This window comes from Comamonas sp. Z1 (assembly GCF_008121555.1).
GTDB classification, from domain to species: Bacteria; Pseudomonadota; Gammaproteobacteria; order Burkholderiales; family Burkholderiaceae_C; genus Comamonas; species Comamonas thiooxydans.
On sequence record NZ_VOQT01000002.1, the window covers coordinates 620,318 to 646,308 of the forward strand.

The window sequence follows — 25,991 nt, forward strand, 5'->3', positions numbered from 1 at the left end:
GCCACACTGGACTCCTTGATCACCCACTCTCGTCATGCGTCTTGCGCGAAACCTTGCCCGAAACCGACTGTTTCTGACCCTTGTCATCGTGCTCAGCGGCATGCTGCTGAGCATGTGGGCCGCCAGCCGCGTCGCGCTGCAAACCTCTTTGCACGATGAAAGCGAAAGCGTGCAACGCCAGCTCACGCTCTATGCCCAGGCAATGGTGCAGCGCGTGGACCGCTACCGCACCCTGCCCGAGGTGCTGGCGCTCGATGCCGAACTCAAGAGCGCGCTCAGCCACCCGCTCAGCGCCACCGAGGTGGACAGGCTCAACCACAAGCTGGAGCAGGCCAACGGCGCCAGCCGAGCTTCCACGCTGACCCTCATCGACAAAAGCGGCAAGGCCCTGGCCGCCAGCAACTGGCGCGACTCGCACAGCAATGTGGGCGAGGACTACAGCTTTCGCCCCTATGTGACCCAGGCGCTGAGCCAGGGCAGTGGCCGCTTCTACGGCATCGGCATGACCACGGGACTGCCCGGCTACTTTCTCTCCCAGGCCATTCATGATGATGACGGCTCGGTGCTTGGGCTCATCGCCATCAAGATCCTGTTTCAGGAGCTCGAAGGCGAGTGGAGCCAGTCGCCCGACATCGTCTTCGCCTCGGACGAGCATGGCGTGGTCTTTCTCTCCAACCGCGACGAATGGCGCTACCGCCTGCTGGAGCCGCTGTCCAGCAACGACCAGCAGGAGGTGCGGGACACCCATCAATACGCGGGCCAGGCTCTGATTCCGCTCGGCTACCGCACCAGCCGGCAGCCTGCGGGCATCGGCATGCTGGCCCATTTCAGCCAGCCTCCGCTGGTCGACCCCATGCTCTGGCTGCGCATGGAACTCCCCGAAAGCCAATGGCAGCTGCATCTGCTGCACGACATCGTCCACAGCCAGACGGCCAGTCACTGGGCGGCAGTGGCCGCCGGCGGCCTATGGCTGGCCGCCTCGCTGCTGGTGCTCTATATCCGCCAGCGCCAGCGCCTGGCGGCCCTGCGCCAGCGCAGTCGCAAGGAGCTGGAGACCGTGCTGCACCAGCATGCGCAGGAGCTGCGCACGGCCCAGGACGGCATTGTCCAGGCCGCCAAGCAGGCCGACACCGGACTCTCGCGCAGTCTGCAGCATCTGCCGCAAGGCGTGGTGGTGGTGGACCCGCAGCTGCGGCTGGTGGCCTGGAACTCGCGCTATGTGGAGCTGTTCCGCTACCCGCCCGAGCTCATGCATGTGGGCCAGCCCATCGAGGCCCTGATACGCCACAACGCCAGGCGCGGCCTGCTGGGCAAGGGCGATGTGGAGCCTGCGATCCAGCGTCGGCTCCAGCATCTGCGCAGCGGCAGCCCCCATCTGCACGAAAGCGCCAAGGGCGACGGCACGGTGCTGGAGATTCGCGGCAACCCCCTGCCCGATGGCGGCTTTGTCACCAGCTATGCCGACATCACCAGCTACAAGAACACGGCGCGCGAGCTGCGCAATCTCGCCGATACGCTGGAAAAGCGCATTGCCGACCGCACCCGGGACCTGGCCCAGGCCAAGCAGGAGGCCGAGCGCGCCAACCGCTACAAGACCCGCTTTGTCGCCTCGGCCGTGCATGACCTGCTGCAGCCGCTGAATGCGGCGCGCATCTTCACCAGCCTGCTGCCCACCTATCTGCACGATGAGGCCGGCCGCCAACTGGCCCAGCGGGTGGACAAGGCACTGGCCTCTCAGGACGCCATCCTCACCAGCCTGCTCGACATCTCGCGCATGGAATCGGGCCAGCTCGAAGTCCGCGTGCGTGACTTCGCGCTCAACTCTTTGCTGGAAGTGGTGCACAACAATTTTGCGCTGCAGGCCGAGAACGAAGGCCTAAGCCTGCACTGCATGCCCAGCCGGCTGATCGTGCGCAGCGACGAAGCCCTGCTGCGTCGCATACTGCAGAACTTTGTCTCCAACGCCATCCGCTATACGCGCAAGGGCCGTATCGTCGTGGGCTGTCGCCGCCAGGGTGACCAGGTGCGCATCGAGGTGCATGACCAGGGTCCTGGCATTCCCCAGAGCCTGCAAAAGGAAATCTTCGAAGAGTTCCGCCGCCTCGACGAAGGCCATGCCGACGACCGCGGCACCGGCCTGGGCCTGGCCATCGTGGAGCGCCTGGGCAGATTGCTGGACCATGAGATCGGCCTGCGCTCCACCCTGGGCAAGGGCAGCGTCTTCTGGGTCAAGGTTCCACTGGGCCAGGCCGCTGCATTGACGCCGGTATCGCAGCAGCCTTCTCCCAGCGCCCGCGTGGACAGTCCGCTGCAGGGTGGCACAGTCTGGTATGTGGAGGACGATCCCGCCACCCGCGACGCCACCTGCGCCCTGCTCGAGCGCTGGGGCTGCGATGTGCCGCTGGCCGCCAACGCCCCCGAAGCCCTGGCCTATGCTGCGCCCGGCAATGCCCCACAACTGGTGCTGCTCGATGTGCATCTGGGCCAGCTCTACGGCCCCGATATCTATGCCCAGCTCTGCGAGCGCTGGGGGCAGCAGCCTCCGGTCATCCTGCTGACCGCTGAAGGCGATAGCACCCTGCGCCGCCAGGCTGCTGAACGCGGTTGGGGCTTTCTGGCCAAGCCGGTCAGGCCGCCGGCGCTGCGGGCGCTGATGAGCCAGACCTTTTTGCGCGGACGAGAAGGCGGGAGCGCCTGAAAGCCAAAGTCACTTCCAGCTGCGGTGCTTTCAGTGCATTGCGCTACAGCTATGAATTCAGGAGCAAAAGCGGTCTGCACGCCATGACTGTACAAGCCGAGTGGCGGATTCTTCGATATGCTGCATCAGCCTCTGCGGCTTTCAGGCACGCGGGCCGTTCAACCCTGACAGAGACAGCATGCACCATCATCCCGTTGAATCCGCCGTTCCGCCCGGCAGCCGCATCGCACAGCGATTGGCCGGGGCCAGCTTTCACGACTCCTGGAGCATCGTCTCGGACGCCACAGGTCTGTCTGCACTGGAGCACTTCATTCTTGCCGCGCGGAAAACGCCGCGCTGGATTGAAATCTGCATGCGTGCGCGCAATCTGGTCGGCGGTCTGGTGGGACTCAAGAACCTGGGCACCTTGTCGGCCCTGAAGCCCGGAAAACCAGCAGCCAGCTACGGCCCCGGCGATAGGGTCGGCATCTTCACGGTGTTCGAAAACACCTTTGATGAAGCCCTTATCGGCGACGACGACAAGCATCTGAAGGTCGTGCTCAGCATTCACCGCAAGAGCGACATCAGCTCCCTGGACACCGTCATCACCGTCACCACCGTCGTGCATGTCAAGAACGCACTGGGGCACCTCTACATGCTGCCCGTCAAACCCATGCACAGGCTGATCGCTCCTGCCGTTCTGTCCTCCCTGGGAGGGCCAACCCATGCTGCATGAGGAGACACACCTGTGCATGCCTGCTCTTGCCTAGACGGTTGCCAAAGACATGCGCGACTATGACAGCCTGGCTCATCGACACAGCAGCAAAGACATGTGCGTGGAAAAGCCCATGTCACTCATTGCCAATCTGATCGGCTTTGCGCCTGCAGAGGAAGACTTGCACTATGCGCTGGGCTTTTATGCCGGAGGCAGCGGCATTGACGACCGCCTGGCTGTGCGCTGCCGGATCGATCTCGCTCATTGGCCCGATGTGGTCAGCAGGCTGCGTCTGAAATCCGTGCATGAAGTATCGTGCGACGCCGACTGGCAAGAGGATTTCCTCTGGCTGATCGATGCGCAAGATGCCCAAGGCCCGCTCCAAGCCCATTGTCATCGCTTCATCAATGCGGCGAGACAGGTTTTTCAGGACGAGGTCGATCATTGCTGGGAGATCTTTTTCTCCCACGGCAGCGATATCAACGCATGGTGTGCGGTCTGGCGTATCCAGGAGCATCTGAACTATCTAAGCTTCGATCAAGGCTGACATCTCGATGGCAGCCCGTCTCAACACAGGGGGTCGCCAGATGCTGAAATCCTATCGTGCCAGCTGCCATTGCAGCCGGGTTCAGGTTGAAGTCGGCCTGGACCTGAGCCAGCCCAGCTATCGCTGCAACTGCTCCATCTGCAGGCGCAGCCGGTTCTGGCCCGCCATCGCCAGCCCCGAAAATTTCCGCCTTATTACGGGTGAGAAGGAACTCACCCTCTATGTGTTTGGCTCGCAAAAGAACCAGCATTTCTTCTGCAGGCGCTGCGGCATCCGCGTCTTTGGTGTGGGCCACGACACGCCGATAGGCCAGATGTACGGCATCAATATCGGTTGCCTGGAAGAGCTGTCGGAAGAGGAGCTTTCGCGAATTCCCGTCACGTATGTCGATGGCATGCACGATCGCTGGGATGCAACGCCGGAGTTTTTCGCGCACTTATAGCCATCGAACTGCGACGACAGTTTGCAGCGGCAAGCTGCACAGAAACGAGGTCAGAAAGGCCTCAATCCATGGCCAACAAAGCGCAGCAAGCTATCAAGACAGATGACTCTTGAGGCACCAGGGCAATCAAACCTCGTGATCGTTTTCCAGGCTCTTGACCAGCACTGCCGCCTGGGTGCGTGAATAGCATTCGAGCTTCTTGAGAATCGCCGTCACATGGACCTTGACGGTGTTCTCGGCCAGGCCCAGTTCGTGCGCGATCTGCTTGTTGAGCAGCCCGTCGGCAATGCACAGCAGCACGCGAAACTGCTGGGGCGTGAGCTGGGCCAGACGAGCGGCCAGGGCCGCATCGGCCTCCGAGCGCTCGGCCACCATGGAGGGAAAGCTGATATCCCCGCTCAGCACATCGTCAATGGCGGCACTCATATCGTCTGCAGCCGCAGACTTGGAGATAAAGCCTGCCGCCCCGAACTGCTGGGCGCGACGGATGATGCGAGGGTCGTCATTGGACGAGATGATGATCACCGGAACCTGCGCATATTCGCCGCGCAGATGCAGCAGGGACGAGAAGCCGCGCGCGCCGGGCATGGCCAGGTCCAGCAGCACCAGCTCGATTTCAGGATTCTCCTGCATCGCTGCGCCCAGGGTCTGGGCGCTGGCCGCCTCCACAATGCGAAATTGCGGAAAGCGGTCGTGCAGCACCTGGATCAACGCTGCGCGAAACAGCGGGTGATCGTCGGCAACGAGAAGAGTGGGCTCGGACATGGCCCGGAGTCTGCCACGGCTGGCACGGCGCTGCATCTGCAAAAACGCATATCCCGCAGCGCCCGGGCCTGTCCGTCACCCAGGCTGCGGCCCACTGAGTCCGGCTCTCAATCGAGCTTGATGTTGTTGGCCGTGATCACGCGGCCCCATTTGCTACGTTCGTTGCTGACGAATTTCTCCATCTGCTCGGAGCTGCCGGGCATGGGCTCTACCCCCATGGCTGCCAGACGGGCCTTGGTGCGCGTGTCGGCCAGCGCAAACTGCAGCGACTGGCTGAACTTCCTGACCACCTCGGCCGAGCTGCCCTTGGGCACGACGACGCCCTGCCAGGCATAGCCTTCGAAGCCCTTGAGGCCCTGCTCCTGCAAGGTGGCGACCTTGGGCAGCACATCGATGCGGGCCGGGCTGGCCACGCCTATGGCCTTGAGCTTTTTCTCGCCGAGGAAGGGAATAATGGTGGCGCTATCGGCCCACATGGCAGGTATCTGGCCACCGATCACATCCTGCACTGCCGGCGCAGCACCGCGATAAGGAACATGGGTCATATTGCCCAGACCGGCTTCTTCGCGGAACAGCTCGCCAACCAGATGATGAGGGCTGCCCAGGCCGGCCGAGCCCCAGCTCACGCCGGTCTTCTGCTGCTTGGCCCAGGCGACAAACTCGCTCAGATTGCTGACTGGCACATCGTTGTTGACCACCAGCAGCATGGGAAAGCGCACCAGCATGCCCACGGGCTTGAAGTCCTTTTCGGCGTTGTAGTTGAGCTTGCGGAACAGAAACGGATTGGCAGCCAGCGTGGCGAAGTCGGCCGTGAACATCAGGTTGCCGTAGTCATGCGAGCGCGCGCTGTACTCGGCCGCGATATTGGTTCCCGCACCAGGCTTGTTGTTGATGACGATGGGGCGCTCCAGATTGCGGCCCATGGCTTCGGCAATCACGCGGGCCACCACGTCGGAGCCCCCGCCTGCGGCGTAGCCTATGACCCATTCCAGGGGCTTTTCCTGCGCCATGGCGGCCGGCCCTGCAGCCCATGCCAGCGTCGAGCAGGCCAGTGCGGCCAGAAACTGTTTACGTTGCATCATCCTTGTCTCCTTGATTCATGGCCCCTTGAATAGATTTTGGTGACGGGGCCTTTAGGGGATGGCGCAGCTGCCGCCAGGCCGGCGGCTTGCTGCATCTCAAGCGGCAGCGTGTACCGGGGCAACCGGTGTCACGGCACCGCGCTCGGCCGGGTCCGCACCGGCAGGAGCGAATCCTGCGCTGGCGCGGGCCAGTTCGAGCGCATGCAGCAAGGTCTCTTGATGGCCGATGTGATTGGCCAGCAGCAGCACCAGGCGGGCATTGAGGGCGTGGCTTTGCGCGGTTTCCAGGCCCTGATGCGTGGCGATCAGGGCTTCATAGAAATCGTCGCAGGCCTGCAGATTCGGGTGAGTGGACAGCAGCATGGCAGTCTCCTAAAAAAGGGGGGAATCCTCAGAGGGTGTTGCACTCCACCAGGGACAGCGAGCAAGGACTTGGGCCGGCCACGCCGCCCCGCAACGAGGCTGTCGTCGGTTGCCCGCATGCCCCCTCCCGCGTAGCAAGAGAGGACGCCTCAGGGGGAGCCTTCATTTCAACCGCCGGCGCGCTGCAGCGCGGCACGCACGGCAGCCTCGTCGGGACGGCGCCAGCGCGCGCAGACATGCTGATCGGGGCGCAGCAGGTAACTGGTGCCGGGGCGCGCATCCAGGCGCTGCGCGGCCAGACCCTGGGCATCCAGCAGATCGGCTTGCGCGGCCCCGGCATCGCCCTCGGCGGCAATGGAGAGATTGAGCACACCGGTCAGCTCGCGCGCCCAGGCCGGCGTGGGGCCGAAATGCAGCAGCGTGAAGTCCGGGCCCAGGGAGCGCAGCAGCCAGGTGGTCTGGCTGTTGCCGGGACGGCGCATGGGCGCATCGCTGAGCACGGCGCCGGGCAGTTGCGAGCCTGCGAAGACCTCGCTGTCCGGCGTGTTGAGCGAGGAATGATGCAGCGTGGCCGGCACCGACAGACGACCGCTGTTGACGATGCGACGCGCAAACTCATGCTCGCGCGCCAGCTCCAGCGCCGCATCGCGAAACAGGCGGCTGATCTCGCTCTTGGGCGTGATGAAGTCGGTGGCGCGCGTGGAGTTGCGGATGTTCTCGTCGGCCGCGTATTCGCGCTCGGCGCCGTAGCTCGCGATCAGCGCAGAATCGGCCTGACCGCGCAGCACGCGGTCGAGCTTCCAGGCCAGGTTCTCGGCATCCTGCACGCCGCTGTTGGCGCCGCGTGCGCCGAAGGGTGATACGCCATGCGCGCTGTCGCCCGCAAAGACCACGCGGCCGTGGACGAAGCGGTCCATGCGCAGGCAGGCAAAGGTGTAGACGCTGGCCCATTCGAGCTCGAAGTGCGCGTCCTTGCCCAGCAATGCGCGGATGCGCGGCAGGATGTTCTCGGGCTTTTTCTCCTCCTCGGGATCGGCCTCCCAGCCCAGCTGGAAGTCGATGCGCCAGACATCGTCGGGCTGGCGGTGCAGCAGCACGCTCTGGCCCGGATGGAACGGCGGATCGAACCAGAACCAGCGCTCGGTTGGGAAGTCCGCATGCATCTTCACATCGGCAATCAGAAAGCGGTCGCGGAAGATGCGGCCGTGGCTTTCCTGGCCCAGCAGGCCGCGCAAGGGCGAGCGCGATCCGTCGCAGGCCAGCACCCACTGGGCATCGATCCGGTAATCGCCCTCGGGCGTTTCCACTGTCAGTTCCGCCCCATCCTCGCGCGGCGCCAGCGCCGTGACCTTGTTGTGCCAGCGCAGATCGATCAGCGGCAGCTGCAGGGCGCGCTCGACCAGATAGGCTTCGGCGTAGTACTGCTGCAGATTGATGAAGGCCGGGCGCTCGTGGCCGGCTTCGGGCAGCAGGTCGAACTGGTAGAGCGACTGATCCCTGGCAAACACCTTGCCCAAATTCCAGGACACGCCCTTGTCCACCATGGGCTGGCCCACACCCAGGCGGTCCCAGATCTCCAGCGTGCGCTTGGAAAAGCAGATGGCGCGCGAGCCCGTGGACAGCTTGCAGTCGTTGTCGAGCACCACCACCGGCTGGCCGCGCTGGGCCAGATCGATGGCCAGCGACAGGCCCACGGGCCCGGCGCCGACCACCACCACGGGGTGGCGAGCCGGCGCATCGGCATCCTGGTCCGCATGACGCCGATAAGGAATCTGGATGGACTGGATGTCGGCGGCGCTGCCGCGCAGGGCGTCAAGAGAAATGGCGGTGGTGGACATGGCGTTCATCGGTGCGCAAACCTTGAAAAGCGTGGATCTGTTTCTTGGGGCAAAAGCCGCCCCTCCGGCTCTTTGCGACCGGATTCAAACTCTGTTTTTTTGATAGCTGCTGCCGCTCTCCAGGCATTGAATTCAATGTTTTTTCTATTTGAATTCATTACAAATCAAGCGCAAGCAGCTCCTGTTTTAGATAGCTTCGCCGTAGACCGCCGCGCCTGCGCAAGAGACTGCCAGCCGGGCGGCCCAGGAGGCGACTAGCCTTCCAGCGCCAGCCACATCTCGCGGTCGCGCTCGGCAGTCCAGATGCGCGGGTCGGCGTGGCCCGATGCCTCGTCATAGGCACGTGTCACGTCAAACGGCATGCAGTGGTTGAAGATCACCCAATGGCCGTATTTGGGCTGCAGCTTGGCAAAGGCTGCCTCGTAGACCTTGCGCAAGTCCTGACGCGCATCGGCGCCGGCCTTGACCTCGGCCCACAGGTCGCTGATGAAGTTGCGCGTGCCCGCCAGGCCGGCCTGCACTTCGGCGGCGTTCTGCAGCGCCGCACCGCGGCCGGGCACCAGCTTTTCGGGCTTGAGGGCGGCAATCGCATCCAGCGTCTGCGGCCAGTCCTGGAAATAGGCGTCGCCGGCATAGGGCGTGGCATCGAACTCGACCAGATCGCCGCTGAACAGCACCTTCTCCTGTGGCAGCCAGACCACGGTATCGCCCTTGGTGTGGCCACGGCCCAGCTGCAGGATCTGCACCTCGAGCTTGCCCAGCCACAGCGTCATCTTGCCGGTGAAGGTCATGGTCGGCCAGGTCATGCCATCGGGCACGCTCTCGACGTTCTGGAACAGGCGCGGAAAGCGGCCGATCTCGCTGGCCTTGTCCTGCTCGCCGCGCTCGACGATGAGGTCGTAGGTGTCCTGGCTGGCAATGATGTGCTCGGCGCCGTAGGCCGAGGCACCCAGCACGCGCACCGCGTGGTAATGCGACAGCGTGACGTATTTGATGGGCTTGTCCGTGACCTCGCGGATGCGGCGGATCACGTCCTCGGCCATGACGGGTGTGGCCTGGGTGTCGATGACCATCACGGCGTCGTCGCCAATGATGATGCCGGTATTGGGGTCGCCCTCGGCCGTGTAGGCATAAGCATGTTCGGAGAGCTTGTCGAAGCTCACCTTCTTGACTTCAAGGTCGGCGGCGGAGGCAAAGGTCTTGGTGCTCATCGTTGCAATCTCTTTGTTTTAAACAAATGCATTCAGCTTTATCGAATTTCTGAATGCTAGATATAAATTCAACATTGCACAATCGATTCGTCATAGTGAAAAACCCTTGAGACTTTCCAGCCGCTTTTCCACCGTCACAATGCCGTCATGCCTCATGCCAACTCTTCTTCGACCGACGCCCGTTTGATGCTTGAATCCAGTGACGACGAACCCGCGCGCGCACCGCGCGGCATACAGAGCGTGGAAGTTGGCGGCCAGTTGCTCAAGGTGCTGGCGCGCACGGGCCGGCGCATGGCGCTCAAGGATCTGGCACGCGAGGCGGAGATGACGGCCGCCAAGGCCCATCCTTATCTGGTGAGTTTTTGCAAGCTGGGCCTGATGGAGCAGGATCGCGTCAGCGGCCATTACGGCCTGGGGCCGCTGGCCATTCAGATGGGGCTCATCAGCCTGCAGCAGGCAGATCCCGTGCGCATGGCGATTGCCGAGCTGCCCGCCCTGGCGCAAGAGGTGGGCTACACCGTGTCGGTTTCCATGTGGAGCGGCCAGGGGCCGACCATCATCCGCGTCGAGGAAGGCCCGACCCATGTATATGTGGCCATGCGCCACGGCACGCCGGCCTCCTTGCGCCATACCGCCACGGGCAAGATTTTTGCGGCTTTCGGCGACCCGGCCCGTATCGCACCGCTGCTGCAGGCCGAAGGCCACAGCCTGGACGAACCGACGTTTGCCAAGGAACTGGACGCCATTCGCCGCAACCACCTGAGCGTGGTCGAGAACCAGTTGCTGTCGGGCGTAAGCGCGCTGGCGGTGCCGGTGTTCGACGGCTTCGGCCAATTGGTGCTGGCGATTGCCGCCATCGGCCCTTCGGTCACGCTGACGCTGGACCCCGCTGGTCTGCCGGCCCAGAAACTGCAGGCCCAGGCCCGTCAGCTATCCCTGCGCCTCGGAGCCCCGGCTGTGCTGACCAGGGCCTGAGACCTAGGCTCGGTAGCCCAGCGAAGCACTGATACTGCGCGCCTCTTCGCGTACAGCCTGGGCAATGCGGCCCTGCGGATCGGGGTCGAAGCCGCCGCTGGCCCCGAGCGCGCAGAGCACGGCCACCACATGACCGTTGTAGTCGAGCAAGGGCGCCGCAACGGCGCTGATGCCAGGCAGATTCAAGTCCCGGATCGCCGCACAGCCGGCTGCGCGAATCTCGCTGCGCAGCTGCTCCAGAGGCTTGCTCGCATGCAGCAGACGGCGATGCTCGGGGCTGGCGGCCTCCAATTCGCGCGCCAGCAGCGCCTCGACCTCGGGCTGCGGCTCCATGAAGGCAAAAAAGGCCCGCCCCGTGGCCGACCACAGCATGGACATGACCGAACCCACACGCACATTGACGGTAATGGGCAGGCTGGGCTCTTCGAAACGTACGATGGTGGGGCCCATATTGCCCATGACCGCGACAAAACTCGTGACCTGCAAGGACTCGCGCAGATGCTGCAGGGCCGGCTCGGACATGCGCACAGGATCGTTCTGGCGCATCGCAGCCAGGCCGATATGGATGGCCTCGCGTCCGAGCGCGTACTGGGTGCCACCACGATCCTGCTCCACCAGGCCCTCGGCCATGAGGCTGGCCAGATAGCGATGCACCTTGGCCGGGCTTTCATCGACGGCAGCTCCGATGGCCGTGAGACTGGCACGCCCGCCCAGCCCGGCCAGTGCCTTGAGCACGGCCAGACAGGTCTCCGCTGCCTGCACACGCTGGCGACGTTGATCCGGCTCTTGCCGGGCATTCTGCAACGCCACTCTTGCTGCGGGGCTGGCTGCTTGCCGCTTCGCCATCGCCAAAGTCTTCTTCTCGATTTTCATAGCCGGTTGCGCCTGTCTCGTAAGCCGTTGAAGACATTTTCACGCATGTCTCGTGCTGGCTCTCGGGTAATCCCTTGAAGCATATTTACGCTATGCGTATAAAAATTACGCAAAACAATTTCCGTATTAAAGCGGAATCGCAGGCGGAGTGAAGCTTGGTTAACCCGCAAGCAAACAACACCACAGCCCAGGAGACACCCTCAATGAAAAAACGCCTCTTCACCGCCTCGGTTCTGGCCACCAGCATGCTCTGGCTGGCCGCAGCCCCCGGCACCGTCATGGCCCAGGACAAGTACCCGAGCAAGAGCGTGCGCTGGATCGTGCCCTACGCAGCAGGCGGCGGCTCGGACTTCCTGGCCCGCACCATAGGCCAGGCCTGGGGCGCCCAGGCCCATCAACCCATCGTCGTGGACAACCGCCCGGGCGGCAACACGGCCATAGGCGCCTCGGAGACCGCGCGCGCACCGGCCGACGGCTATACCGTGCTGTCGGCCGACAACGGCACGCTGATCTTCAACCCGGTGCTCTACAAGAGCCTGAGCTACAACCCCGGCAAGGATCTGACGCCCGTCACGCTCATGGGCCGCTTTCCCATGATTCTGGTGGCCGGCCCCGCCGAGAAGGCCAAGACCGCCAAGGAGTTCATTGCCGCCGCCAAGGCCAGTGCCGAGGGCGTGAACTACGGCTCCGCCGGTGCGGGCAGCCCCCATCACCTGGCCATGGAACTGCTGAAGTCCGAGGCCGGCCTCAAGCTCGCCCATGCGCCCTATCGCGGTGCGGCTCCGGCGCTGGCAGATGTGGCAGGCGGTCAGATTCCCGTGATGATGGTGGACCTGGCCGCCGGCGCCGGCTTCATCAAGGGCGGCAAGGTGCGTCCGCTGGCCGTGGCCAATGCCACGCGCCTGCCCCAATTGCCCGATGTGCCCACCTTCGGCGAGCTGGGCCTGCCCGACGTGCAGGCTGCGGCCCTGGTCGGCATGGCGGCCCCGGCCAGGACACCGGCCAATGTCGTCACGGCGCTGAACAAGCAGGTGGTCGCCGCCATCAACGAGCCTGCCGTCAAGCAAAAGCTCATCGACTTTGGCGTGGAGCCCGTGGGCAACACGCCCGAGCAGTTCCAGACACTGATCCACAGCGAAAGCGCACGCTGGCAAAAGCTGATCAAGGATCTGAACATCACGCTGGACTGATTGCCCCGCTGATCCATGCCGCAGAGGCTGGCGGCAGGCCGCCTCTGCGCTCTCGTCCGATGGCTTATGCCATCTCCTGCCTCTTTGCGTTTGCGAGCGAGCCATGACCGTTTCCACCCCCAGCCGTTGCCCCATCGATCACAGCCAGTTCGGCAAGCCCACCGGCCAGAGCGGCCCTACGGGCTGCCCCATCAGCCACGGGGCCGCCGGCTTCGATCCCTTTGCCGACGGCTACCAGCAGGACCCGCCCGAGTATGTGCGCTGGGCACGCGAACAGGAGCCCGTGTTCTACAGCCCGCAGCTGGGCTACTGGGTGGTCACGCGCTTCGACGACATCAAGGCCATCTTCCGCGACAACCTGACCTTCAGTCCCTCGATCGCGTTGGAGAAGATCACGCCCACAGGCGATGAAGCCAATGCCGTGCTCGCCAGCTACGGCTTTGCGCTGAACCGCACCCTGGTCAACGAGGACGAGCCCGCCCACATGCCGCGCCGCCGCGCGCTGATGCAGCCCTTCACGCCCGAAGAGCTCAAGCACCACGAGCCCATGGTGCGCCGGCTGGCCCGCGAATATGTGGACCGTTTCATCGACGACGGCCGCGCCGATCTCGTCGATCAGATGTTGTGGGAAGTGCCGCTGACGGTGGCCATGCATTTCCTGGGCGTGCCCGCAGACGATATGGACACGCTGCGCCAGTACAGCATTGCCCACACCGTCAACACCTGGGGACGCCCCCGGGCCGAGGAGCAGGTGGCCGTGGCCCATGCCGTGGGCAATTTCTGGCAGCACGCGGGCCGGATTCTCGACAAGATGCGCGCCGACCCCGATGCCGAAGGCTGGATGCAATACGGCATTCGCAAGCAGAAGGAACTGCCCGATGTCGTCACCGACTCCTATCTGCACTCCATGATGATGGCCGGTCTGGTCGCCGCCCACGAAACCACGGCCAACGCCACGGCCAATGCCCTCAAGTTGCTGCTGCAGCACCCCAAGGTCTGGCAGGAAATCTGCGCCGATCCCTCGCTGATCCCCAACGCCGTGGAAGAATGCCTGCGCCACAACGGCTCGGTAGCCGCCTGGCGGCGCCTGGCCACCAAGGATGTGGTGGTCGGCGGTCAGGCCATTCCGGCCGGCAGCAAGCTGCTCATCGTCACCTCTTCGGCCAACCACGACGAGCAGCATTTTGTCGATGCCGACCTGTTCGACATCCACCGCGACAATGCCAGCGATCACCTGACCTTCGGCTACGGCTCCCACCAGTGCATGGGCAAGAATCTGGCCCGCATGGAAATGCAGATCTTCCTTGAAGAGTTCACGCGCCGCCTGCCTCATATGCAGCTGGCCGAGCAACGCTTCACCTATGTGCCCAACACCTCGTTCCGCGGCCCCGAACATCTGTGGGTGCAATGGGATGTGAGCCGCAACCCCGAGCGCGCCAACCCCGCCGTGCTGGCCGAACAACAGCCGGTGCGCATCGGCGAATCCTCGCAGGGCGGCGTCAGCCGCAGCATGCTGGTGGACAGCACCGAGCTGATTGCGCAGGACGTGCTGCGCGTGCGCCTCAAGGCGCCCGACGGACGCGAGCTGCCACGCTGGACCCCGGGCTCGCATATCGACCTGCACTGCGGCGACACCGGCATCTCGCGCCAGTACTCGCTATGCGGTGATCCGCAGCAAGCCGATACCTACGAGATCGCCGTGCTGCGCGAGGAGCACAGCCGTGGCGGTTCGGCCTGGATACATGGGGCACTGCAGGCCGGCATGAAGGTGCAGATGCGCGGCCCGCGCAACCACTTCAGGCTCGACGAAGGCGCGCAGCAGCTGATTCTCGTCGCCGGCGGCATAGGTATCACGCCGGTTGCGGCCATGGCGGCTCGCGCCCAGGCCTTGGGCATCCCCTATGAAATCCACTACAGCTGCAGCCAGCGCGAGCGCATGGCGCTCCTGGATGCATTGCAGGCAATGCACGGCGAGCGTCTGCAGATCTATGTGGGCGCGGAAGGCAGGCGTGCCGATTACGCGGCACTGCTGGCCGAGGTCAGGCCCGGCGCACAGATCTATGCCTGCGGTCCGCAGCGCATGCTCGACGGGCTGGCCGAGGCCAGCCAGCACTGGCCCGAGGACAGTCTGCGCGTGGAGCATTTCTCCAGCACCCTGGGAGCGCTGGACCCGGACAAGGAGCACGGCTTTGAAGTCGAGCTGCGCGAATCCGGCATCACGCTGCAGGTGCGCAACGATGAAACCCTGCTCGATGCGCTGCGCAGTGCCAATATCGATATCGAGTGCGACTGCCGCGAAGGCCTGTGCGGCTCCTGCGAGGTGCCGGTGCTCGAAGGCGATATCGATCATCGCGACATGGTGCTGACCCGTGCCGAGCGCACGGCCTGCACCAAGATGATGAGCTGCTGCTCGCGCGCCAGGACGCAGGAGTCCAGAATCGTTCTGGCGCTGTAGCGTCCCCGGCGGGCTGCCCCGGGCGGGTAGCCCCAGGCGAGCTGCTGCAGCCAGGCCATGCATGGCTTCTGCCTAGAATCACTGCCCATATGGGCCTGTTGCAAATACTGCTGATTCTTGTGTGGGCGCCGACTGCAGCGCTCATCGCCTTCATGGCCACCACCTGGCTGAGCCATGGCGCGCAAGCCATCTGGAGCGCCATGACTGGCACTCGCGCTGACGAGCGTTCGACCTGGCCGCTGGTGCTGGGCGGCGTCGCGGCCCTGGCGGGCATGGTGGGGGCAGTCATCACTTTTCCGAATCAGGCCGTCATGCGCCATGCGTTCGACAAGCTGCTGGGCTATGGCTCGACACGCGTAGAGATCACACTGCGCCAGGAAGATGCCGCCACACGCCAGGCCCTGCTGGAGACGCTGCGCCCCTTCATGGAAATGGGCGGACGCGAGATCCGCTACCGCGTCTCCACGCGCCACGGCAGCTATACCGAGACCGACGAAGTGCCCAGCTACTACCGCTTTGCGGACGGGCGCCTGGAGATCGCCACAGGCGGTGTGGTCGGCAACGACAGACTGTCCGTGATGCAGCCCGGCTTCAAGGCACTGGCGCAATTTTCCACGGCCGACTCCATCGACGCCAGCGTGGCGGCCACCGTAAACCTGGACAAGGCACGGATAACCGTGGCGATGCTGCCGCGCACGGCCATGCTGGTCCACCGCGACGCCGCCAAGGACTGGTCAAGCGTGCTGCGTCCCGCCGCCCCTGCCCGTTGCCACCTGGAGGTGCAGGCGCTGTTCTCCACGGATGCCTTCAGGCTGCTAATGTTCGCGGGCCGGGCCTCGGGCGAGGTCGAGATCCACACCGGCCCCGATACCGCCCTGCGCGACACGCAGTACCAACTGGTCGGCATGGGACTGGTGCCGGGCAGCAATGGACGCAGCGTCAAGGAACTGGAAACCGATGCCACCCGCATCTATGGCGTGCTGAGGCTGTTGCCGCCGGGCCTGAATCCCGATGTCATGGACTGCGATACCGCCCTGGGACGCATGAGCGACCCGGCCCTGGTGGCAGCCGCCATGCTGTCCACATTTCCCGGCCTGGAAGGACGCGTGAATGACATAGAGATCACGCCTTCAGCCTCCTTCTCGCCCTGGCACAACCGGGGCTGGACGGCCGTGCCGCCCGGCACACGCTCGCAAGGCGGAACGCGAGCCGAAGCAGGTACGCACGCCTGCACCCTGGAGCAGAACCGCCACACGCGCACCCTGATATCCATGGTCGAGGAGCACTGCACGGAACGCGAGCCGCAAAACGCCGGTGCCGCCTGCCCCCAACTGCGCGAACGCCTGAACTGGACCGAGGCCGAGCTGGCCCGATGCAGAAAACAGTTGGTGCGCTGAAACGGCGCCGAGGCCCGCGCAACAGCGATCACATGGACCAGATTCTCGGCGTGCTGCCCTGCAGGCCCCAGAGTTCTTTTCTCCAAAAACCCCACACGGTTTTCCACAACATCATCACAGGCTCCACCACAGGTGATGCACAGCGCAGAACCAGCATGTTTTCATTGGGAGCGGTGACACCGCTCAACACCGCCGGAGCGGCCTTGGCAAGCAGCTCCTGCGTGCCTTCCAGCAAGGCTTCGCGCTGATGGCGCGCCATGGCTGAGCCGCTGGCAAAGATCAGACTGCCCAGGCAGCGATGCCCGGCCAGCCCCAGATCGCCGTTGAGCAGCAGTTCGTCCTGTGCATCAATCACGCCGCGCTCCAGAAAACGGCCCGGCCATTCGATGTGCTGCTCGAACCTGCCGCAGGTATAGGGGTGGTCCGCCAGCGGCAGGCCCAGCGCCGTCACATCCCAGGTCAGCAGTTGCGCGTCTTCGGCGAGGTCGAACTCCAGCTGGTTGACAGCATCGCAGGCGTTGTAGGCAATCGCCTCCAGCGGCAGCCACTCCAGCCTCGCACCGGGGTCCAGACGCAACCGGGTGCGTTGCATGGCCTGCTGCCCGTTGCTTTTGTAAAAGCGCGTGGCACCGGGCGTGGTGACCAGCGCATGCGCACCTTCTGCGACATGGACATCAATGTCCAGCACATCGCCGCCCACCAGCCCGCCCGGTGGGTGCACCAGCACGTTGTGGCAGATGGCAGGACCTTCGGGATACAGACTTTTGAGGATGCGCAGCGGACCATCGTGCGTGAAATGCACCGAGGTCTTGCCGGCCTGCAGGGAATAGTTCAGCGCCAGTTGCGCATGCCAGGTCATTGTCTTTCTCGCCTCTTCAAGCAGGCCTGCCGCTCAGGCCCGGGTAGCTCAGCTCTTTTGCTTACTAACTCATGAAAATTCATTCGTTGTTGTATCGCAGCAGCGCTTCTACAGTCTCTCGCACGCCAGCTTGTCAAGCATATGGCGATTGATTTCAGGAGCATTCATGTCGGTCGCTACCGTAACGCATTTCCGCCTGCATCGCACTCTGTCCCCGTGGCTGACATCGATGGCGGTGCTGTGCTGCACGCTGGCAACTGGCCCTGCTGCCGCGCAAGCCGGCGGCGCAGCGGCACAGGCCTGGAAGCCCAGCAAGTCCACGGAATTCATTGTCCCCAGCGGAGCCGGCGCGGCGCTGGATCAGGCGGCCCGCAAGCTCACCGAGCTGCTGGCACGCGATGGCCATGCACCGCAGTTCGTGGTCAGCAACAAGTCCGGCGCGCATGCGATCGCCGCGCTGGAAAGCCTGCACCGCCACCCTGGCGACGCCCACACGCTGATGACGCTGAGCACCAGCTACGGCAACAGCCTGGCGCAGAATGCCCTGCCCGCGCACCTGCAGAAAGGCACGCCGCTGGTGACCTTGCTGCGCGAGTTCACCACCGTGGTCGTGCGTGCGGATTCGCCGCTGCGCAATGCCCAGGACCTGATCGCCCAGCTGCGCAAGGACCCCGAGAAATACTCCATCGGCATCGCCACCACGCTGGGCAATCACATCCATCTGGGCGTGGCCCAGCCCTTGCAGCAGGGCGGCGTGAATATCCAGAAGCTGCGCATCGTCCCCTACAAATCCTCCGCCGAATCCATGGTGGCGCTGGCAGGCGGCCATCTCGATGTGGTTTCGGCCACCACGCCGAACCTGCTGCCCTATCTGCAGTCGGGCCGCGTGCGCGTGCTGGCGATTGCCGCCGACAAGCGGCTTGAAGGCGTGTTCGCCCAGTCGCCCACCTGGAAGGAGCAGGGCATCGACTATGTCAGCGATTCGTTTCAGGGCGTGATGACGGCGCCCGGTGCCAGCACCGCGCAACAGGCGTATTGGGTGAATGCGCTGCGCAAGGTTTCCGAAACCCGGGAATGGAAGGAGTTTGTGGCGCTGAACCAGTGGGAGCCCATCTTCCTCGGCCCGCAGGACACGGCTCGCGCACTGCATGCCCAGGTCGAACGCAGCCATGCACTTCTCACCGAGCTGGGCCTGCTGCCGCCCAGCGCCTCCCGTATTGCCCAGGCGCGTTGAAGCCCCGCTCTCATCAGGAAAAACCCCATGAACATGCCCCTGCCCCACGCTCCGCTGCAGCATCTGGACGAACGTCTGAGCTCCGCAAGCAACATCACTCCGCATATCCGCATCACACCGCAGTCGGCGCATATCGGCGCGCTGATCAGCGGCGTCAATCTGAAGCAGACCTTGAGTGCCGCCGAAGTGCACACCATCCGCTCGGCATTGCTGCGCTGGAAGGTGATCTTCTTTCGCGACCAGCACCTCAGCCACGAGCAGCAGATCGCCTTTTCGCGCCAGTTTGGCGAGCTGACGCCCGGCCACCCCGTCTTCGGTCATGTCGAAGGCTTTCCCGAGCTGTATTCGATTGCCAAGCACCGCAAGGCCAACCGCCACAGCGGCCAGGCCGAACAGCGCCCCTGGACCGGCTGGCATGCCGACGTGACGGCCGCCCACAACCCGCCTGCCGCATCGATTCTGCGCGGTGTGACGATTCCGCCCTATGGCGGCGACACGCAATGGACCAATCTGGCAGCTGCCTACGAAGCGCTCTCCAGACCGCTGCAGGCCTTTTTGCAGGGCCTGCGTGGCGAGCACCGCTTCAGCGCCCCACAGGGAGCCACGGCATCGCAGGAATATCTGGATCTGGTGCGCGACAACACCCTGATCAGCGAACACCCGCTGGTCACGATCCATCCCGAGACTGGCGAGAAGGTGCTCTACATCAGCCCCGGCTTTCTCAAGTCCATCGTGGAACTCAATACTCGCGAATCGCGCGTGCTGCTGGAGCTGCTCTGGGAGCATGCCGTCAGCAGCGAGTTCACCGTGCGCTTCAAGTGGGAACCCGGCTCGCTGGCCTTCTGGGACAACCGCTCCACGGCCCATGTGGCACCACAGGATATCTTTGCGCTGGAGTTCGATCGCCAGCTCTACCGCACCACGCTGGTGGGCGAAGTGCCCCGGGGCGCGGACGGCCGCGCCAGCACTGCCATACAGGGCAATCCGGTGCTGGCCGCGCACGGCGCAGCGTATTGACGAAATGAGTTGTCCTCCGGGCATGGCCTGAGGCTTTGAGGTGCCGCTTGCGGCACCTTTTTTTCTTCGCCCGATGTTCAAATCGCCACCAGCGAGCGCACATTCTTCTGCTGCATCTCGCTGCCCGGGCCCGATGCGATGACCTCGCCGCGCTCCATCACCACATAGTAGTCAGCCAACTCCTCGGCAAAGTCGTAGTACTGCTCGCACAGCAGGATGGCCATGTCTCCGCGATTGGCCAGCATGCGGATCACGCGGCCGATGTCCTTGATGATGCTGGGCTGTATGCCCTCGGTGGGCTCATCCAGGATCAGGATCTTGGGCTGCGGCGCCAGTGCGCGCGCAATGGCCAGCTGCTGCTGCTGCCCGCCCGAGAGATCGCCGCCACGGCGGTGCAGCATCTGCCCCAGCACGGGGAACAGCTCGTACAGCTCGCCCGGAATCCGCGTGCCTGCCGAACAATAGGACAGACCCATGCGCAGATTGTCCTCCACCGACAGCCGCGAGAAGATTTCCCGCCCCTGGGGCACATAGCCGATGCCGCTGCGCGCGCGCTCATAGGGCGTCCTGCGCGCGATATCGCGGCCCTGCCATTCAATGCCGCCGCTTCTGATGGGAACCAGCCCCATCAGGCTTTTGAGCAAGGTGGTCTTGCCCACGCCGTTGCGGCCCAGCAGCACCGTGACCTTGCCGATCTCGGCCGTGAAATTCACGTCCCGCAGGATGTGCGAGCCGCCGTAGTACTGATGCAGGTTCTGAACTTTAAGCATTTCGACCTCTAACGCTTACACAGCATGCGCAAGCAGCTATCTAATTTGATTAACCCACAGCGCTCATCGGGCCAGAGACACCGAGCAAGAGCCGCCTCGCGGCGAAGGTGTCGTCCCCCTTCCGAAGAGAAAGGGGGAAGCCGCAAAGCGGCTCAGGGGGTTAACGTCCCAAATACACCTCGATCACGCGCTCGTCAGCCTGGACCTCGGCCAGCGTTCCCTCGGCCAGTACCGAGCCATCGCAAAGCACCGTGACCTTCTCGCTGATGGTGTCGATAAAGCTCATGTCGTGCTCCACCACCATCAGCGAATGCTTGCCCTTGAGCGTCAGAAACAGCTCGGCCGTGCGCACCGTTTCCTCGTCGGTCATGCCGGCCACAGGCTCGTCGAGCAGCAGCAGCTTGGGCTCCTGCACCAGCAGCATGCCGATCTCCAGCCACTGCTTCTGTCCGTGACTGAGCAGCCCGGCTTGGCGCGTTACGCTGCCTGCCAGATGAATGGTGTGCAGCACCTCGGCAATACGGTCCTTCTGCGCGCCGCTGAGCTTGAACAGCATGGAGGAGGCAATGCCCTTGTGGGTCTTGAGCGCCAGCTCCAGGTTCTCGAACACGCTGAGCTGCTCGAACACCGTGGGCTTCTGGAACTTGCGGCCAATGCCCATGGCGGCGATCTCGGGCTCCTTGTAGCGCAGCAGATCGATGGTGGAGCCGAAGAACACCGTGCCGCTGTCGGGCCGGGTCTTGCCGGTGATGATGTCCATCATCGTGGTCTTGCCCGCGCCATTGGGACCGATGATGCAGCGCAGCTCGCCGGGCGCGATATCGAGACTCAGACCGTTGATGGCCTTGAAGCCGTCGAAGCTCACATGCACGTCCTCGAGATAGAGAATTCGGCCGTGGGTCACATCCACTTCGCCGGCAACCACGGGGCGCGCCAGACTGGCGCTGCGACCGCCTGATTCGGTGCGCAGCGCGGCTTCGCGCTGCTGGTAGGAGGCCAGGCGCTGCTCGCCGTCCTGCATCAGATCGGGGGTCATGCGCGCACTCCTTCGATGGCATCGGCAGAAGCCGGTTCGGCAGCGGTTTTGGCAGCTGCGGCTGCAGTCTGGTTCAACGGCGCCTTGACCTGGGCCTTGCGCTTCTCACGCCACTGGCGAAGCTGCTGCGGCAATCGAATCAGTCCTCCCGGCATGAACAGGGTCACGACGATGAACAACGCACCCAGCACGTACAGCCAGTATTCGGGGGCGGCCACGGTAAGCCAGCTCTTGCCGCCATTGACGGCAAACGCGCCGATGATGGGGCCGACCAGCGAGGCACGTCCGCCCACAGCCGTCCACACCGCCATTTCGATGGAGTTGCCCACGCTCATCTCGCTGGGGTTGATGATGCCCACCTGTGGCACATAGAGCGCGCCCGCCAGGCCGCACATCATGGCCGAGATGACCCAGATCGACAGCTTGTAGGGCAGCGGGTTGTAGCCGCAGAACATGGTGCGCGATTCGGCGTCGCGCACGGCCTGCAGCACACGGCCGTACTTGCTTCGTATCAGCCAGCGCGAGAACAGAAAGCAGCCCAGCAGCGCCAGCCCCGACAGCGCGAACAGCAGCACATGCATGGCTTGCGAGTTGACGGAAAAACCCAGCAGGGTCTTGAAGCCCGTGAAGCCGTTGTTGCCGCCGAAACCGGTCTCGTTGCGGAAGAACAGCAGCATGGCGGCGTAAGTCAGGGCCTGGGTGATGATGGAGAAGTACACGCCCTTGATGCGCGAGCGAAAGGCGAAGTAGCCGAACAGCCCGCCGATCAGGCCCGGCACCAGAAACACCAGCAGCACGGTGGCGGCAAAGCTACCCGACAGCGTCCAGTGCCAGGGCAGTTCCTTCCAGTCCAGAAAACCCATGAAGGCGGGCAATGCATCGGGGCCTGCGGCCTCGCGCATCAGGTACATGCCCATCACATAGCCGCCCAGTGCGAAGAACAGACCGTGCCCCAGGCTCAGTATGCCGGTATAGCCCCAGATCAGGTCAATCGCCAGCGCGCAGATGGCATAGCACATGAACTTGCCCAGCAGGCCGAGCATGTAGTCGGACAAGTGCAGCGCACTGTCCTCGGGCACCCACAGATTGAGTGCGGGAGCCACGGCGCAGACCATGGTCAGGGCCAGCAGAAATGCCGTCCAGCCCTTGGCGGATAGCAGCGGCGCGGGCTTGGGCAGTTCGATGGATATGGATTGGGTTGTCATGTCAGTTTTCCCTCATGTCGAGCAAGGCACATGGCCTGCGCAACTGGCGCGGCCCAGGTACGAGACACCGAGCAAGGGCCGCCCCGCAGCGAGGGTGTCGTCCCCTGCCCGCAGCGCGCAGCAATGCGAGAGCGGGGGAAGGCGCGAAGCGACTCAGGGGGTGCTTCATGTTTCCGCACTGCGGCCCTTCAGGGCAAAGATGCCTTGTGGACGCTTTTGAATGAAGACCACGATGAACAGCAGCACGGCGATCTTGGCCAGCACGGCACCGGTCCAGCCTTCCAGCAGCTTGCTGAGCACGCCCAGGCCCAGAGCCGCATAGACGGTGCCCGCCAGCTGCCCCACACCGCCCAGCACCACCACCAGGAAACTGTCCACGATGTAGTTCTGCCCCAGATCCGGGCCTACATTGCCGATCTGGCTCAGGGCGCAGCCGGCCAGCCCGGCAATGCCCGAGCCCAGCGCAAACGCATAGGTGTCGGTGCGTGCCGTGTTGACGCCCACACAGGAAGCCATGGCGCGGTTCTGCGTCACGCCGCGCACGAACAGGCCCAGGCGCGTTCTGGCGATCATGAAGGCCACGCCCGCCAGCACGGCGAACGCAAAGACGATGATGGCGATGCGGTTCCAGGGCAGTGTCAGATTGGGCAGCAGCGCGATCCCGCCGCTCATCCAGGCCGGGTTTTCCACGCCCACGTTCTGCGCTCCGAAAAGGCTGCGCACGGTCTGCTGCAGCACCAGGCTGATGCCGAAGGTGGCCAGCAAGGTCTCCAGCGGGCGGCCGTAGAGAAAGCGGATCACGCCACGCTCCAGCACCGCACCGACCAGCGCCGAGGCCAGAAAGGCCACGGGAATCGCCACCACCAGATACCCGCCAAACCAGGCCTCGGGCAGCCAGCGCTGGAACAGAAGCTGCACCAGATAGGTGGCATAGGCGCCGATCATGATCAGCTCGCCATGCGCCATATTGATGACGCCCATCAGGCCGTAGGTGATAGCCAGACCCAGCGCCGCAAGCAACAGCACGGAACCCAGGCTGATGCCGCTGAAGATCGCCCCCAGCCTGTCCCCCCAGGCCAGGCCTTCGGCAATGCCGGCCAGCGCGGCCTTGATGGCTTTTTGCACGCCGGGGTCGGACTCTTCGGACAGGCGCTGGTTCAGCAGCAACTGCGTCTCCGGCGTCTGCTGATGCGACAGCTGCTGAACCGCCTTCAGGCGCTGCCCAGCGTCGTCGCTGCCCAGCAGGCTGGCAGCCAGGCTGCGCTCCAGCAGGGCTCGGACCTGCCCGTCCTGTTCAGCAGCCAGCGCTTTTTCTATCAGCGGCAGGCGCTCGGCATCCGGCTCGGAGGCCAGTTGCTCGGCGGCCTTGCGGCGCGCCTGCACATCGCTGCCGCCCAGCGCCAGCGCGGCCTGCGCCGTGTCGATGACCGAGCGCAGGTAATTGTTGCTGACGACCTCCTCGGCATCCGCCGGGAGTTGGGCGGCCTGGCCGGTCACCGGGTCGGTGACCACGTCGCCGCTCATCACATAGACCTTGCCCTGGGACACGCGCACTTCATCGTTGGCGAGCGCGCCCAGATAGGCCGACAGGCGACCGCCGTCGGTCTGTGCATCCGGCGCCAGCACGGCCTGATTGATCGCCTGCACGCGCTGCTCGGAGTCGTCTGCCGCCGCCATGGCATAGGCCTGCTCGGTCGTCAGTGCGTGACTGGCAAAGCTCAGCAAGGAGCCCAGCCCAGCGGCCCATACCAGCCGCCATGACTTGCGCAGTAGTTTCATAAAAAATCTCGGATATTTAGCGCTGCATCCATTGCCAATAAAGCGCAAGCAGCTATCTTTTCAGGACTGGAGAACCCACCAGACCTCTCCAGTCCGAGGGAGCGAATCAGGAGCTCTTGCCGTTGGGCTCGTCCTTCTTCTTGTCGTTGCCTTCGATATACGGGCTCCAGGGCTGGGCCTTGATCGGACCCTTGGTCTTCCAGACCACGCTGAACTGACCGTCTGCCTTGATCTCGCCAACCATCACGGGCTTGTGCAAATGGTGGTTCTTCTCGTCCATCTTCAGGGTGAAGCCGCTGGGTGCGGTAAAGGTCTGGCCGGCCATGGCGGCGATCACCTTGTCGGTATCCGTGCTCTTGGCTTTCTCCACGGCCTGCTTCCACATGTGGATGCCGACCCAGGTGGCTTCCATCGGGTCGTTGGTCAGCGGCTTGTCCTTGTGGCCGGCGATGTTCTTGGCCTTGGCGTAATCGCCCCATTGCTTGATGAAGGCCGTGTTGGTCGGGTTCTTCACGCTCATGAAGTAGTTCCATGCCGCCAGGTGACCGACCAGAGGCTTGGTGTCCACGCCGCGCAGCTCTTCCTCACCCACGCTGAAGGCTACGACCGGCACGTCCTTGGCCTTGAGGCCGGCATTGCCCAGCTCCTTGTAGAAGGGCACGTTGGAGTCACCGTTGATGGTGGAGATCACAGCGGTCTTGCCGCCCGTGGAGAACTTCTTCACATCGGCCACGATGGTCTGGTAGTCGCTGTGGCCGAAGGGAGTGTAGGTTTCCATGATGTCGGAATCCTTGACGCCCTTGGACTTGAGGAAGGCACGCAGAATCTTGTTGGTGGTGCGCGGATACACATAGTCCGTGCCCAGCAGCACAAAGCGCTTGGCACCGCCGCCTTCCTTGCTCATCAGGTACTCGACAGCGGGAATCGCCTGCTGGTTGGGCGCGGCACCGGTGTAGAAGACGTTCTTGGAGAGTTCCTCGCCCTCGTACTGCACGGGGTAGAACAGCAGGCCGTTGTTCTGCTCGAACACCGGCAGCACGGACTTGCGCGACACGCTGGTCCAGCAACCGAAGACCACGGCCACCTTGTCCTGGGTGATCAGCTGCTTGGCTTTTTCGGCAAACAGCGGCCAGTTGGAGGCGGGGTCCACCACAACGGGCTCGAGCTTTTTGCCCATCACGCCGCCCTTGGCATTGATGTCGTCGATGGCCATCAGCACCATGTCCTTGAGCACGGTCTCGGAGATGGCCATGGTTCCCGAGAGGCTGTGCAACACACCCACCTTGATGGTGTCTGCAGCCAGCACCTGAGAAGTCAAGCCCAGGCCCAGAGCCATGGATGCAGCCAGTGTTGTGAGGGTTCCGCGACGATTCATTTCAGCACTCCCAGGAGGTTTTGTTCGGTCACATTGACCGCAAAAACTGAAGTGCAATTACCGTGCCAGCACCACCCGCCATGGCTTGCTCACTGCATACGGCGGCGCTGCTGCCGCTTTTTTGCCGAGCACAGGCCGAATGCAACTTTGTGCGATCAACATCGGCCACATGCAGGCACCATTGCA

At 63.9% G+C, this 25,991-nt stretch carries 22 protein-coding genes; 10 read left to right on the forward strand and 12 right to left on the reverse strand.

Going from position 1 to position 25,991, the window contains the following annotated elements; all coding sequences use genetic code 11:
- Window positions 1–34 precede the first annotated feature (34 nt).
- From FSY45_RS06265 to FSY45_RS06280, 4 genes are all read left to right on the forward strand, one after another.
- Window positions 35–2,698, forward strand: coding sequence for a PAS-domain containing protein (locus tag FSY45_RS06265; RefSeq protein ID WP_003068288.1), 2,664 nt, complete (start codon window positions 35–37; stop codon window positions 2,696–2,698).
- A gap of 178 nt (window positions 2,699–2,876) precedes the next feature.
- Window positions 2,877–3,413 (forward strand): DUF2867 domain-containing protein, encoded by a 537-nt coding sequence (locus FSY45_RS06270; RefSeq protein ID WP_046461601.1) that lies wholly within the window; start codon window positions 2,877–2,879, stop codon window positions 3,411–3,413.
- A 112-nt stretch (window positions 3,414–3,525) separates the two neighbouring features.
- Complete coding sequence (locus FSY45_RS06275; RefSeq protein ID WP_223305684.1) at window positions 3,526–3,939, forward strand: hypothetical protein; 414 nt, start codon at window positions 3,526–3,528, stop codon at window positions 3,937–3,939.
- Window positions 3,940–3,979: 40 nt separating this feature from the next.
- Window positions 3,980–4,381, forward strand: coding sequence for a GFA family protein (locus tag FSY45_RS06280; RefSeq protein ID WP_003068282.1), 402 nt, complete (start codon window positions 3,980–3,982; stop codon window positions 4,379–4,381).
- A gap of 126 nt (window positions 4,382–4,507) precedes the next feature.
- On the opposite strand, the gene FSY45_RS06285 is transcribed toward FSY45_RS06280, so the two are convergent.
- From FSY45_RS06285 to FSY45_RS06305, 5 genes are all read right to left on the reverse strand, one after another.
- Window positions 4,508–5,146, reverse strand: a complete 639-nt coding sequence (locus FSY45_RS06285) for a response regulator transcription factor (RefSeq protein WP_003068280.1) — start codon at window positions 5,144–5,146, stop codon at window positions 4,508–4,510.
- Window positions 5,147–5,253: 107 nt separating this feature from the next.
- Window positions 5,254–6,228, reverse strand: coding sequence for a tripartite tricarboxylate transporter substrate binding protein (locus FSY45_RS06290; protein WP_187427536.1), 975 nt, complete (start codon window positions 6,226–6,228; stop codon window positions 5,254–5,256).
- A gap of 96 nt (window positions 6,229–6,324) precedes the next feature.
- Complete coding sequence (locus tag FSY45_RS06295; protein ID WP_003068276.1) at window positions 6,325–6,591, reverse strand: DUF2783 domain-containing protein; 267 nt, start codon at window positions 6,589–6,591, stop codon at window positions 6,325–6,327.
- A gap of 167 nt (window positions 6,592–6,758) precedes the next feature.
- Complete coding sequence (locus tag FSY45_RS06300) at window positions 6,759–8,429, reverse strand: FAD-dependent oxidoreductase (RefSeq protein ID WP_034362896.1); 1,671 nt, start codon at window positions 8,427–8,429, stop codon at window positions 6,759–6,761.
- 254 nt (window positions 8,430–8,683) lie between these two features.
- Window positions 8,684–9,640: an MBL fold metallo-hydrolase gene (locus FSY45_RS06305; protein ID WP_003068272.1), complete on the reverse strand. Its 957-nt coding sequence runs from the start codon at window positions 9,638–9,640 to the stop codon at window positions 8,684–8,686.
- A gap of 147 nt (window positions 9,641–9,787) precedes the next feature.
- On the opposite strand from FSY45_RS06305, the gene FSY45_RS06310 reads away from it, so the two are divergent.
- On the forward strand, window positions 9,788–10,615 hold the full coding sequence (locus tag FSY45_RS06310) for an IclR family transcriptional regulator (RefSeq protein WP_046461599.1): 828 nt from the start codon (window positions 9,788–9,790) through the stop codon (window positions 10,613–10,615).
- 3 nt (window positions 10,616–10,618) lie between these two features.
- Here the strand turns inward: FSY45_RS06310 and FSY45_RS06315 are convergent, their stop codons facing one another.
- Window positions 10,619–11,461, reverse strand: coding sequence for an IclR family transcriptional regulator (locus tag FSY45_RS06315; protein WP_255443205.1), 843 nt, complete (start codon window positions 11,459–11,461; stop codon window positions 10,619–10,621).
- 230 nt (window positions 11,462–11,691) lie between these two features.
- Here FSY45_RS06315 and FSY45_RS06320 point away from each other — a divergent pair, with 230 nt between their 5' ends.
- From FSY45_RS06320 to FSY45_RS06330, 3 genes are all read left to right on the forward strand, one after another.
- A complete protein-coding gene (locus FSY45_RS06320) occupies window positions 11,692–12,678 on the forward strand; it encodes a tripartite tricarboxylate transporter substrate binding protein (RefSeq protein ID WP_046461597.1) in 987 nt (328 codons plus the stop codon).
- A gap of 103 nt (window positions 12,679–12,781) precedes the next feature.
- Entirely contained in the window at window positions 12,782–15,133 is a 2,352-nt protein-coding gene (locus FSY45_RS06325) for a cytochrome P450/oxidoreductase (protein ID WP_046461596.1), read from the forward strand.
- A gap of 89 nt (window positions 15,134–15,222) precedes the next feature.
- Window positions 15,223–16,530, forward strand: a complete 1,308-nt coding sequence (locus FSY45_RS06330) for a hypothetical protein (RefSeq protein ID WP_046461595.1) — start codon at window positions 15,223–15,225, stop codon at window positions 16,528–16,530.
- Window positions 16,531–16,558: 28 nt separating this feature from the next.
- Here the strand turns inward: FSY45_RS06330 and FSY45_RS06335 are convergent, their stop codons facing one another.
- On the reverse strand, window positions 16,559–17,389 hold the full coding sequence (locus FSY45_RS06335) for an urease accessory protein UreD (RefSeq protein WP_046461594.1): 831 nt from the start codon (window positions 17,387–17,389) through the stop codon (window positions 16,559–16,561).
- Between the two features lie 166 nt (window positions 17,390–17,555).
- Here FSY45_RS06335 and FSY45_RS06340 point away from each other — a divergent pair, with 166 nt between their 5' ends.
- Window positions 17,556–18,623, forward strand: a complete 1,068-nt coding sequence (locus FSY45_RS06340) for a tripartite tricarboxylate transporter substrate binding protein (protein WP_223305681.1) — start codon at window positions 17,556–17,558, stop codon at window positions 18,621–18,623.
- Window positions 18,624–18,650: 27 nt separating this feature from the next.
- Complete coding sequence (locus FSY45_RS06345; RefSeq protein ID WP_046461592.1) at window positions 18,651–19,640, forward strand: TauD/TfdA family dioxygenase; 990 nt, start codon at window positions 18,651–18,653, stop codon at window positions 19,638–19,640.
- Window positions 19,641–19,717: 77 nt separating this feature from the next.
- On the opposite strand, the gene urtE is transcribed toward FSY45_RS06345, so the two are convergent.
- The 5 genes from urtE to urtA all read right to left on the reverse strand — a co-directional run bounded on the left by urtE (window position 19,718) and on the right by urtA (window position 25,805).
- Window positions 19,718–20,410 carry an urea ABC transporter ATP-binding subunit UrtE gene (gene urtE / locus FSY45_RS06350; protein ID WP_046461591.1) on the reverse strand — a complete coding sequence of 231 codons (693 nt, stop codon included), beginning with the start codon at window positions 20,408–20,410 and terminating at the stop codon, window positions 19,718–19,720.
- Between the two features lie 160 nt (window positions 20,411–20,570).
- Window positions 20,571–21,446, reverse strand: a complete 876-nt coding sequence (gene urtD, locus FSY45_RS06355; RefSeq protein WP_046461590.1) for an urea ABC transporter ATP-binding protein UrtD — start codon at window positions 21,444–21,446, stop codon at window positions 20,571–20,573.
- The gene (gene urtC, locus FSY45_RS06360; protein WP_046461589.1) at window positions 21,443–22,651 is read right to left on the reverse strand and encodes an urea ABC transporter permease subunit UrtC; all 1,209 of its coding nucleotides are present in this window, start codon (window positions 22,649–22,651) and stop codon (window positions 21,443–21,445) included. The genes urtD and urtC overlap by 4 nt, the downstream gene beginning before the upstream one ends.
- Before the next feature lie 165 nt (window positions 22,652–22,816).
- Complete coding sequence (gene urtB / locus FSY45_RS06365) at window positions 22,817–24,430, reverse strand: urea ABC transporter permease subunit UrtB (RefSeq protein ID WP_046461588.1); 1,614 nt, start codon at window positions 24,428–24,430, stop codon at window positions 22,817–22,819.
- Window positions 24,431–24,536: 106 nt separating this feature from the next.
- Window positions 24,537–25,805 carry an urea ABC transporter substrate-binding protein gene (gene urtA / locus FSY45_RS06370; RefSeq protein WP_046461587.1) on the reverse strand — a complete coding sequence of 423 codons (1,269 nt, stop codon included), beginning with the start codon at window positions 25,803–25,805 and terminating at the stop codon, window positions 24,537–24,539.
- Window positions 25,806–25,991 lie beyond the last annotated feature (186 nt).

Excerpts from the sequence above, each read along its gene's own strand:
- FSY45_RS06325 (WP_046461596.1), top strand. The coding sequence starts at position 12,782 with ATGACCGTTTCCACCCCCAGCCGTTGCCCCATCGATCACAGCCAGTTC.
- FSY45_RS06340 (WP_223305681.1), top strand. The coding sequence starts at position 17,556 with ATGTCGGTCGCTACCGTAACGCATTTCCGCCTGCATCGCACTCTGTCC.
- FSY45_RS06345 (WP_046461592.1), top strand. The coding sequence starts at position 18,651 with ATGAACATGCCCCTGCCCCACGCTCCGCTGCAGCATCTGGACGAACGT.
- FSY45_RS06305 (WP_003068272.1), bottom strand. The coding sequence starts at position 9,640 with ATGAGCACCAAGACCTTTGCCTCCGCCGCCGACCTTGAAGTCAAGAAG.
- FSY45_RS06335 (WP_046461594.1), bottom strand. The coding sequence starts at position 17,389 with ATGACCTGGCATGCGCAACTGGCGCTGAACTATTCCCTGCAGGCCGGC.
- FSY45_RS06290 (WP_187427536.1), bottom strand. The coding sequence starts at position 6,228 with ATGATGCAACGTAAACAGTTTCTGGCCGCACTGGCCTGCTCGACGCTG.
- FSY45_RS06315 (WP_255443205.1), bottom strand. The coding sequence starts at position 11,461 with ATGGCGAAGCGGCAAGCAGCCAGCCCCGCAGCAAGAGTGGCGTTGCAG.
- FSY45_RS06275 (WP_223305684.1), top strand. The coding sequence starts at position 3,526 with ATGTCACTCATTGCCAATCTGATCGGCTTTGCGCCTGCAGAGGAAGAC.
- FSY45_RS06330 (WP_046461595.1), top strand. The coding sequence starts at position 15,223 with ATGGGCCTGTTGCAAATACTGCTGATTCTTGTGTGGGCGCCGACTGCA.
- FSY45_RS06270 (WP_046461601.1), top strand. The coding sequence starts at position 2,877 with ATGCACCATCATCCCGTTGAATCCGCCGTTCCGCCCGGCAGCCGCATC.
- FSY45_RS06285 (WP_003068280.1), bottom strand. The coding sequence starts at position 5,146 with ATGTCCGAGCCCACTCTTCTCGTTGCCGACGATCACCCGCTGTTTCGC.
- urtD (WP_046461590.1), bottom strand. The coding sequence starts at position 21,446 with ATGACCCCCGATCTGATGCAGGACGGCGAGCAGCGCCTGGCCTCCTAC.
- FSY45_RS06280 (WP_003068282.1), top strand. The coding sequence starts at position 3,980 with ATGCTGAAATCCTATCGTGCCAGCTGCCATTGCAGCCGGGTTCAGGTT.
- urtA (WP_046461587.1), bottom strand. The coding sequence starts at position 25,805 with ATGAATCGTCGCGGAACCCTCACAACACTGGCTGCATCCATGGCTCTG.
- FSY45_RS06310 (WP_046461599.1), top strand. The coding sequence starts at position 9,788 with ATGCCTCATGCCAACTCTTCTTCGACCGACGCCCGTTTGATGCTTGAA.
- urtE (WP_046461591.1), bottom strand. The coding sequence starts at position 20,410 with ATGCTTAAAGTTCAGAACCTGCATCAGTACTACGGCGGCTCGCACATC.
- FSY45_RS06300 (WP_034362896.1), bottom strand. The coding sequence starts at position 8,429 with ATGTCCACCACCGCCATTTCTCTTGACGCCCTGCGCGGCAGCGCCGCC.
- FSY45_RS06295 (WP_003068276.1), bottom strand. The coding sequence starts at position 6,591 with ATGCTGCTGTCCACTCACCCGAATCTGCAGGCCTGCGACGATTTCTAT.
- urtC (WP_046461589.1), bottom strand. The coding sequence starts at position 22,651 with ATGACAACCCAATCCATATCCATCGAACTGCCCAAGCCCGCGCCGCTG.
- FSY45_RS06265 (WP_003068288.1), top strand. The coding sequence starts at position 35 with ATGCGTCTTGCGCGAAACCTTGCCCGAAACCGACTGTTTCTGACCCTT.
- urtB (WP_046461588.1), bottom strand. The coding sequence starts at position 24,430 with ATGAAACTACTGCGCAAGTCATGGCGGCTGGTATGGGCCGCTGGGCTG.
- FSY45_RS06320 (WP_046461597.1), top strand. The coding sequence starts at position 11,692 with ATGAAAAAACGCCTCTTCACCGCCTCGGTTCTGGCCACCAGCATGCTC.